Origin of the sequence: Geodermatophilus obscurus (genome assembly GCF_900115395.1) — a bacterium.
Taxonomy (GTDB): domain Bacteria; phylum Actinomycetota; class Actinomycetes; order Mycobacteriales; family Geodermatophilaceae; genus Geodermatophilus; species Geodermatophilus obscurus_B.
The window spans coordinates 345455-354491 of sequence record NZ_FOWE01000007.1 but is presented as its reverse complement, the minus strand read 5'-3'; the positions used below and the strand labels follow the sequence as shown (position 1 = coordinate 354491).

At 72.6% G+C, this 9037-nt stretch carries 7 protein-coding genes and 1 pseudogene; 6 read left to right on the top strand and 2 right to left on the bottom strand.

Annotated elements, in window-relative coordinates:
* From BM165_RS16105 to glfT1, 4 genes and pseudogenes are all read left to right on the top strand, one after another.
* Nucleotides 1-1027: pseudogene (locus BM165_RS16105) on the top strand (N-acetylmuramoyl-L-alanine amidase); the annotation flags it as partial.
* A gap of 34 nt (nucleotides 1028-1061) precedes the next feature.
* Nucleotides 1062-1895 (top strand): galactan export ABC transporter permease subunit Wzm/RfbD, encoded by an 834-nt coding sequence (wzm, locus tag BM165_RS16100; protein WP_075014533.1) that lies wholly within the window; start codon nucleotides 1062-1064, stop codon nucleotides 1893-1895.
* Between the two features lie 2 nt (nucleotides 1896-1897).
* Complete coding sequence (wzt, locus tag BM165_RS16095) at nucleotides 1898-2674, top strand: galactan export ABC transporter ATP-binding subunit Wzt/RfbE (protein ID WP_244274266.1); 777 nt, start codon at nucleotides 1898-1900, stop codon at nucleotides 2672-2674.
* On the top strand, nucleotides 2671-3618 hold the full coding sequence (gene glfT1, locus BM165_RS16090; RefSeq protein WP_083427405.1) for a galactofuranosyltransferase GlfT1: 948 nt from the start codon (nucleotides 2671-2673) through the stop codon (nucleotides 3616-3618). Before wzt ends, glfT1 begins: the two co-directional genes overlap by 4 nt.
* 70 nt (nucleotides 3619-3688) lie before the next feature.
* Here glfT1 and BM165_RS16085 read toward each other — a convergent pair whose 3' ends face one another.
* The gene (locus BM165_RS16085) at nucleotides 3689-5632 is read right to left on the bottom strand and encodes a glycosyltransferase (protein WP_075014532.1); all 1944 of its coding nucleotides are present in this window, start codon (nucleotides 5630-5632) and stop codon (nucleotides 3689-3691) included.
* A 4-nt stretch (nucleotides 5633-5636) separates the two neighbouring features.
* Nucleotides 5637-6824: a UDP-galactopyranose mutase gene (gene glf, locus BM165_RS16080; protein WP_075014531.1), complete on the bottom strand. Its 1188-nt coding sequence runs from the start codon at nucleotides 6822-6824 to the stop codon at nucleotides 5637-5639.
* Nucleotides 6825-6995: 171 nt separating this feature from the next.
* On the opposite strand from glf, the gene BM165_RS16075 reads away from it, so the two are divergent.
* Together BM165_RS16075 and BM165_RS16070 are read left to right on the top strand one after the other, a co-directional pair.
* Nucleotides 6996-7925, top strand: coding sequence for a glycosyltransferase family 2 protein (locus BM165_RS16075; RefSeq protein WP_083427404.1), 930 nt, complete (start codon nucleotides 6996-6998; stop codon nucleotides 7923-7925).
* The gene (locus BM165_RS16070) at nucleotides 7922-9034 is read left to right on the top strand and encodes a mannose-1-phosphate guanylyltransferase (RefSeq protein WP_075014530.1); all 1113 of its coding nucleotides are present in this window, start codon (nucleotides 7922-7924) and stop codon (nucleotides 9032-9034) included. Before BM165_RS16075 ends, BM165_RS16070 begins: the two co-directional genes overlap by 4 nt.
* Nucleotides 9035-9037: the final 3 nt, after the last annotated feature.

Below are 9037 nucleotides of genomic sequence, written 5' to 3'. Positions count from 1 at the left end.
CTTCCAGCGGGGTGGGGTGTTCGCGTCGTCGGCGGGTGCCTTCGAGATGCACGGGTGGATCTGGGACCGGTGGGTGGCTGCCGGTGCCGGGAGTGCGGCGGTGGGGTTCCCGACCTCTGATGAGCGGCGTGCTCCTGACGGGCGGGGGGCGTTCAACACCTTCTCCAACGGGGTGGTCTACTCCTCGGCCGCCACGGGGGCGCACGAGGTGGTGGGTGCGGTGGCCCAGAAGTGGCTGGCGCTGGGCGGGCCGGGCTCGTTCCTGGGGTATCCGGTGGCCGCGCCGAAGGCGTTGACGGGCAAGGGCACCGTGTCGCGGTTCCAGCACGGGTGGGTCTACGCCTCGCCGGGCACGGGTGCCCATCCGGTGCACGGGTGGATCGGTGCGCTGTGGCAGTCGATGGGCTATGAGCGCAGTGCGCTGGGTTATCCGACGTCGGGGGAGCAGCGTGCCCCGGACGGGGTGGGGGTGTTCCAGACCTTCACCGGTGGGGTCGTCTACTCCTCTCCGCGCGGTGGTGCGCGGGCGGTGCAGGGGCCGATCGAGGACAAGTGGACCCGGCTGGGTGGGTTGTCGTCCTGGATCGGGCCGCCGGTGACCAACCAGCTGACGATGCCCGACGGGCGGGGGCGGGCGAGCGTGTTCGCCAGCGGTGCGGCGATCTACTGGTCGCCGGGCACCGGGGCCTTCGAGGTGCACGGCTGGATCCGGGACCTGTACTCCTCGCTGAACGCCGAGCAGTCCTTCCTGGGGTACCCGACCTCGGACGAGACGCCGGTGGCCGGCACTCCGGCGGTGGTCGCCACCTTCCAGGGTGGGCGGATCTACTCCTCGCCGCGGACCGGGGCGCGGGAGGTGCACGGGCTGATCCTGGGCCGTTACCTGCAGGAGGGTGGGCCGACCTCGGCGCTGGGGCTGCCGACCAGCAACGAGTACGGCGTGCGCGACGGGCGGCGCAGTGACTTCCAGCACGGGTCCATCACCTTCAACTCCCGGACCGGAGCCCTCACCGTCACCACACGCTGACAGCTGACACACGCCGGATAGGTAGCGTGGAGTCGTGACCTCAACGGCTCCCGGCGTGCGCAGCTGGCGCAGGGCCGTCGACGACCTCGGCGACGGGTGGCGCCAGCGCCAGCTGTGGGGTCACCTCGGCTGGCAGGACATCCGCCAGCGCTACCGGCGCTCCGTCCTCGGGCCGGTGTGGATCACGATCAGCATGGCGGTCACCGCCGTGGCGCTGGGGATCCTCTACTCGGGGTTGTTCGACATCGAGCTGTCGCGGTTCCTGCCGCACGTCCTCGTCGGCTTCATCGTCTGGGCCTTCATCAGCGGGTGCATCGCCGAGGGGTCGGAAGTGTTCATCGCCAACGAGGGGCTGATCAAGCACCTGCCCTCACCGCTGTCGGTGCACGTCTACCGGCTGGTGTGGCGCCAGTCGCTCTTCTTCGCCCACAACATGCTCGTCTACCTGGTCATGCTGCTGGTCTACCCGCAGCCGCTGAAGTGGACGGCGGTGTACGCCATCGCCGCGTTCGCCGTCCTGGCGGTCAACGGGGTGTGGGTCGCGCTCACGGTCGGCATCGTCACCACCCGCTTCCGCGACATCCTGCCGATCACGCAGAGCGTCGTGCAGCTGATGTTCTTCCTGACGCCGATCGTCTGGGTCTACGACGAGCTGGTCAACAGCCCCAACCCCGAGATCGCCGAGCGGGCGCGACTGGCCGAGTTCAACCCGTTCCTGCACTACGTGGAGATCATCCGCCGCCCGCTCCTGGGCCAGGACCAGGTGTGGCGACACTGGGTGGTCGTCCTCGTCATCACGGTGGTCGGCTGGGCGCTGACGATGCTCGTCCTGCGCCGCTACCGCTCCCGCGTCTCCTACTGGGTGTGAGTGTGAGCAGCGACGACACGGTGGTCCCCACCGACCCGATCGGCATCGTCACCAAGGACGCCTGCGTCGACTTCCCGATCTTCGACGCCAAGAGCCGGTCGCTGAAGAAGACCGTCGTCGGCCTGGTGGGCGGCAACGTCGACAGCAGCCGCAAGGTGCCGGTCATCGAGGCGCTGCGGGACATCACCGTCACCCTCGAGCACGGCGCCCGGGTCGGGCTGGTCGGCCACAACGGCGCCGGCAAGTCCACCCTGCTGCGCCTGCTGTCGGGCATCTACGAGCCCACCCGCGGCTTCGCGGAGGTCCGCGGCCGCGTGGCGCCGGTGTTCGACCTCGGCGTCGGCATGGACCCGGAGATCTCCGGCCTCGAGAACATCATGATCCGCGGCCTGTTCCTCGGGATGACCCGCAAGCAGATGCAGGAACGCGTCGACGACATCGCCGACTTCACCGAGCTCGGCGACTTCCTGCACATGCCGCTGCGCACCTACTCCACCGGCATGCGGGTCCGCCTCGCCCTCGGCGTGGTCACCAGCATCGACCCGGAGATCCTGCTGCTCGACGAGGGCATCGGCGCCGTCGACGCCGCCTTCCTCGAGAAGTCCAAGCAGCGGCTGGTGTCGCTGGTCGAGCGCTCGGGCCTGCTGGTCTTCGCCTCGCACTCCGACGAGTTCCTGCGCGAGCTGTGCGACACCGGCATCTGGATGGAGCACGGCCGGATCCGCCAGCAGGGCGACCTCGAGGACGTCCTGCGGGCCTACAAGGGCCTCCCGGCGTGACCGCTGCCGGGCCCGCCACCGAGTCGGCCACCGGGCCCGCCGGCGGGCCGGACGCGGCGGGGGAGCGGATCGTCGCGGTCGTCGTCACCCGGCACCGCCGGGAGCTGCTCGCGCTGAGCCTCGCCGCGCTCGCCGGCCAGACCCGGCCGGTCGACCACGTCGTCGTCGTCGACAACGGCCCGGACCGGTCGGCCGCCGACGTCGTGGCCGCCAGCGGGCTGCCGGCCACCCACCTGCCCAGCGCGCGCAACCTCGGCGGCGCCGGCGGCTTCGCCTACGGGATGCTGCACGCGCTGGCGCTCGGTGCGGACTGGGTCTGGTGCGCCGACGACGACGGCCGGCCCGCTGACGCCACGGTGCTCGCCACCCTCCTCGACGCCGCCCGGCGGCACGGCCTGGCGGAGGTCAGCCCGCTGGTCACCGACATGGCCGACCCCGAGCGGCTGGCCTTCCCGCTGCGCCGCGGGCTGCGGTGGCGACGCCGGCGCAGCGACTTCGAGGGCCTGGACCTGCTGCCGCACTACGCGTCGCTGTTCAACGGGGCGCTGTTCCGCGCCGAGACGCTCGACGTCGTCGGCGTCCCGGACTACCGGCTGTTCTTCCGCGGCGACGAGACCGAGATCCACCGCCGGCTGCTGCGGGCCGGCCTGCCCTTCGGAACCTGCCCGCAGGCCGCCTACCTGCACCCGGAGGGGACGACGGAGTTCGCGCCGATCCTGGGCGGGCGGCTGTCGGCGCAGTACCCCGCCGACGAGGTCAAGCGCTACTTCACCTACCGCAACCGCGGGTACCTGATGGGGCAGCCGGGCATGCGCTGGCTGCGGCCGCTGGAGACGGTGCGCTTCGGCTGGTTCTTCCTGGTCTCCCGCCGCGACCGCGCCGGCTGGCGGGAGTGGCTGCGGCTCACCCGCGCCGGTCGCCGGGAGCGCTTCACCCGGCCCTGAGGTCCGGTCCCGCCCGGACGACGAGGGCCCCGCACTGACCGGTGCGGGGCCCTCGTCGTGACGCGGGTCGTCAGCGGACGGGCGTGCCCTCGCCGAACGCCCTGCTCCAGCTCTCCGGGGAGGTCAGGTCGCCGAGATGGGCGCGGTACTGCTCGGCCAGGGCCGGGAACTCGCGGTAGAGCCGGGCGTGCACCCGGAGCGAGTGCCGCAGCATCCGCCAGAACGTCTGCTGCTCGCGGCGCCGGAAGGTCACCCCGCGGCCGTCGGCGGTGCCGACCGTGGCGCTGTCGAGCCGGGACAGCAGGAACCAGCGGGCGTCCTGGGCACTGATGTTGAGCTCGGGTCGCTCCTGGGCCTCGGGCTTGGGCGGGCGCACGTTGTGCAGCAGCGCGGCGAGCAGCGTGCGGCCGATGGACAGCGGCGTCGTCGGCGGCTTCAGGAACCGCTCGGCCTCCACCGCGCCCATGGAGGGGAGCGGCAGGTCCGACGACGACGGGAGGACGCGCCCGTCGGGGTAGTCGCCCTGGTGCTCCAGGGCCGTCGGCAGCGCGGTGGGCAGCAGCGGGAACAGCCCGTCGGGGCCGGCGAGGAAGTCGTCGTAGGCGCGGTGGTGCAGGGCCGCCGTGGCGTACTGCAGCATGATCAGGAACTTCAGGTCGAACTTGAAGGTGTCGCGCAGCAGCGTCCCGCCCCGCTTGTGCGAAGTGTGCAGCGCGGCGGCGACGAGGCGGTTGCGGGTGTGGAAGTAGGCCTGCCAGCCCGCGGTGTCGTCCTTGTCGCTCCACGACAGGTGCCACACGGCCACGCCGGGCAGGGTGGCCACGGGGAAGCCGTTCTCCCGGGCGCGGATGCCGTACTCGGCGTCGTCCCACTTGATGAAGACGGGCAGCGCGAAGCCCAGCCGCTCCAGCGCCTCGCGAGGGATCAGGCACATCCACCAGCCGGTGTAGTCGACGTCGACCCGGCGGTGCAGCGACTGGGTCTTGCGCAGGCTCCTCTCGGCGAAGTCGTGCGCGTACTCGGTGTTGGGCGCGGCCCGCCAGAAGAAGTTGTCCGGCTCCACGACCTCGCCCATGGTGTGCAGCACCGAGCGGTCCTGCAGCGCCAGCATCTGGCCGCCGACGACCATCGGGGTCTTGCTGAAGCGGGCGAAGGCGAACACGCGCGCGACGCTGTCGGGCTCGAGCTCGACGTCGTCGTCGAGCAGCAGGTGGTGGGTGGCGTCGGTGTGGGTGAGGCTCTCGTACATCGTCCGCGAGAAGCCGCCGCTGCCCCCGAGGTTGCCCTGCTCGACCAGCCGCAGCCGGCCGCCCAGACCGGCCTCGGCGGCGGCGAACCCGGCCGCGTCGCGGACCTTCTTGCTGCCCTGGTCGGCGACGATGACCGTGGAGATCAGCTCGCGGACGACGTCGTCGCCGGCGAGGGCCTGCATCGCGGCCACGCAGTCGTCGGGCCGGTTGAACGTGCAGATGCCGATCGACAGCCGCGCCTCGCGCTCCGGTGCCTGCGTCGACCACCAGGCGACGTCCCGGACGGTCACCGGGGCGTCGTCGGCGGTGACGTCGAACCAGTACCAGCCGCCGTCCTCGAACGGGGTCAGGTCCAGCTCGAACTCCATCCGGCGGTCCTCGCCCCTCGTGGGCGTCCCGGTGACGTGGATGACGCTGCCGTCGGCCTTGGACCGGTAGACGTCGACGCGGCCGGGTCCGGAGACGGTCATGCCGAGGACGACCTGGCGCAGCACCGTCCACCGCCGCCAGTAGCTGGCGGGGAAGGCGTTGAAGTAGGTGGCGAAGGAGACCTCGTGACCGGCGGCCACGGTGGCGTCGGCGCGCGACCCCGACCGGACCCGCCGGGTGCGGTCCTCGTCGACGTAGAGGGACCGGACCTTCAGCGGGTCGCCGGGGCGGGGGAGGATCACCCGCTGCAGCAGGCTGACCCCCTTGCCAGGGGCGAGTTCCTCGGCCGGGAGCTCGCTGACCCGCTCCGGGGCCACCGGGGAGTGCGTCGTCATGGGGTCAGTCCTCCAGACGGCCGTCGAGCGCGCCGCCCTCGTCGAAGAAGGGCCGGATGCGGTTGTCGAACATGCTCAGCGCCGACCCGATCGCCATGTGCATGTCGAGGTACTTGTAGGTGCCCAGCCGGCCGCCGAAGAGGATGCGCTTCTCGGCGGCCTCCACCTTGGCCAGCTCGCGGTAGCGCTCGAGCTTCGCGCGGTCCTCGGGAGTGTTGATCGGGTAGTACGGCTCGTCGCCGGTCTGGGCGAAGCGGGAGTACTCGCGGACGACGACCGTCTTGTCGGCCGGGTAGGACCGCTCGGGGTGGAAGTGCCGGAACTCGTGGATGCGCGTGAAGGGCACGTCCTCGTCGGCGTAGTTCATCACCGAGGTGCCCTGGAAGTCACCCGTCGGCAGGACCTCGGTCTCGAAGTCCAGCGTGCGCCAGCCGAGCTCCCCGGCCTGGTAGTCGAAGTACCTGTCGATCGGGCCGGTGAAGACCGTCGGGACGTCGGCGGGCAGCTCGTCGCGGACGTCGAACCAGTCGGTGGACAGCCGCACCTCGATGTTCGGGTGGTCGGCCATCTTCGTCAGCCACGCGGTGTAGCCGTCCTTCGGCAGACCCTCGTAGGTGTCGTTGAAGTACCGGTTGTCGAACGTGTAGCGCACCGGCAGCCGGGCGATGACCGCGGCGGGCAGCTCGGTCGGGTCGGTCTGCCACTGCTTCTTCGTGTACCCGCGGATGAACGCCTCGTAGAGGGGGCGGCCGATCAGCGAGATCGCCTTCTCCTCCAGGTTCCTCGCCTCGGCGGTGTCGATCTCGCCGGCCTGCTCGGCCACGAGGGCGCGGGCCTCGGAGGGGGAGAAGCTCTTGCCGAAGTACTGGCAGATGGTGGCCAGGTTCATCGGCAGCGAGTAGGTCTGGCCCTGGTAGATCGAGTAGACCTTGTGCTGGTAGCCGGTGAACTCGGTGAACCGGTTGACGTACTGCCAGACCCGCTCGTTCGACGTGTGGAAGAGGTGGGCGCCGTACCGGTGGACCTCGATGCCGGTCTCGGGCTCGGGCTCGGAGTAGGCGTTGCCGCCGATGTGGTCACGTCGGTCGAGGACGAGCACGCGCTTGTCCAGCTGACTCGCCACCCGTTCGGCGACGGTCAGCCCGAAGAAGCCGGAGCCGACGACGACGAGGTCAGGACTCGCTGTGGTCACGCCTGGCGACTGTACCGGCGGGGCCTGTGGTGTCCCTCCCGAGCGGGCGGTCCGACGGAGCCGGTGTGACGGGCCCGTCCCCCACGTCCCACGCGTCCCGGAGGACCCGCGTCCCGGGCCCGTCCCGTCCTGCGAGGGGTGGTGGACGGGGGGTCCTTCTAGAGTCGCCCCGTGCCTGGCCCCCCTGCTGACCTGACGCTGCGCGTGGTCGCGGTCACCTACTCCCCGGGCGAGGCGCTCGAGGGGTTCGTCACCTCGCTGGCGGAGGCGACGACGCGGCCGGTCGAGGTCGTGCTGGCCGACAACGGCTCCACCGACGGCGTCCCGGAGCAGGTCGCCGCGCGCCACCCGCACGTGCGGCTGCTGCCCACGGGGGGCAACGTCGGCTACGGCGCGGCGGTCAACGCCGGCCTGTCGGGCGCCCCGGGCCGGTACGCGCTGGTGGCCAACCCCGACGTCCACTTCGAGCCCGGCGCCGTGGACGAGCTGCTGGCCGTGGCCGCCCGGTGGCCGCGCGCGGCCACCGTCGGCCCGGCGATCCGCACCCCGCAGGGCGAGCTCTACCCCTCGGCGCGCGACCTGCCGCGGCTGTCGACCGGCGCCGGCCACGCGCTGCTGGGCTGGGCCTGGCCGGGCAACCCGTGGACGGCGCGCTACCGCCGGGAGCGGGAGGCGCCCCGCGAGCGCGCCGCCGGGTGGCTGTCGGGCTCGTGCTTCCTGGTCGACCTGGTGGCGTTCCGGGCGGTGGGTGGCTTCGACCCCGGCTACTTCATGTACTTCGAGGACGTCGACCTCGCCGAGCGGCTGAGCCGGGCGGGGTACCTGCACGTGTACGCGCCCAGCGCCGTCGTCGTGCACGAGGGCGGGCACGCCACCCGCCGCGACCCGCACCGCATGCAGCGGGTGCACCACACGAGCGCGCTGCGCTACCTGTCCCGGCAGTACCCCGGGCCGCGGCACGCGCCGCTGCGGCTCGCGCTGCGGGCGGGGCTGGGCGGCCGGATGCTGGTCTCCTACGTCAGCGGGCGGGTCGCCGCTGGGGCCCGCTTCCAGCGCCGCGCCGACGACGTCGGCTCCGGCGGCCGGGAGGCGGGGGCATGAGGCACGCGGTCGTCATGGCCGGGGGGTCGGGCACGCGGCTGTGGCCGCTGTCGCGGGCCGCCCGCCCCAAGCAGCTGCTCGACGTCATCCAGGACGACCCCGCGGACGGCGCGGACGGCGGCGCGCACAGCCTGCTCGCCGAGGCGTTCACCCGGCTGGAGGCGGTGCTGCCCGCCGAGCGGATCTGGGTGTGCACCGCCGCCCGCTACGGCGCGCAGGTACAGGCGGCGCTGCCGCGGCTGCGGCCGGACCGGCTGGTGCTCGAGCCGGTCGCCCGCGACACCGCGAACGCGGTGGGCCTGGCCGCCGCGCTGGTCGCCGAGGCCGACACGGACGCCGAGCTCGCCGTGGTCAGCGCCGACCACGTCATCCGGCCGGTCGAGCGGTTCGCCGCGACGCTGGGCACCGCGTTCGACGCCCTCGCCGCCCGCCCGCAGGCCCTGGTCACACTCGGCATCCGCCCCACGGCCCCGGCCACCGGCTTCGGTTACGTGCGCCGCGGCGCGCCCACCGAGGTGGCCGGGGTGGCCGAGGCGGCGGCGTTCAAGGAGAAGCCCGACCGCGCCACCGCCGAGTCCTACCTCGCCTCCGGCGAGTACCTGTGGAACTCGGGCATGTTCGTGTGGCGGGCGCGCACGGTGCTCGACGCGCTGGCCGACCACCTGCCGGCGACGGCGGAGGGGCTGGGGCGGGTCGTGGCGGCGCCGGCCGGACCGGAGCGCGACGCGGTGCTCGCCGAGGTCTTCCCCGCGCTGCCCAAGACCAGCGTCGACTACGCCGTGCTGGAGCCCGCGGCCACCGAGCCCGGCCGCGTGCTGGTGGCCGACCTCGACGTCGAGTGGCTCGACGTCGGCTCCTGGCCGGCGCTCGCGCAGACCCTCGCGTCGCACGACGGCAACGCCGTGGGCGGGCTCGCGGTGACCCTCGACAGCGCGGGCAACATCGTCTTCAGCGACGACCCGGACCACCTGGTGGCGCTCGTCGGGGTCCGCGACAGCGTCGTCGTCGCCACCGCCGACGTCACCATGGTGTGCCCGGTCTCCGACGCCGAGCGGGTCAAGCAGCTGCTGGCCGCCGTCGAGGAGCGGTTCGGCTCCCGCTTCAGCTGAACG

Excerpts from the sequence above, each read along its gene's own strand:
- BM165_RS16085 (WP_075014532.1), bottom strand. The coding sequence starts at position 5,632 with ATGACGACGCACTCCCCGGTGGCCCCGGAGCGGGTCAGCGAGCTCCCG.
- BM165_RS16070 (WP_075014530.1), top strand. The coding sequence starts at position 7,922 with ATGAGGCACGCGGTCGTCATGGCCGGGGGGTCGGGCACGCGGCTGTGG.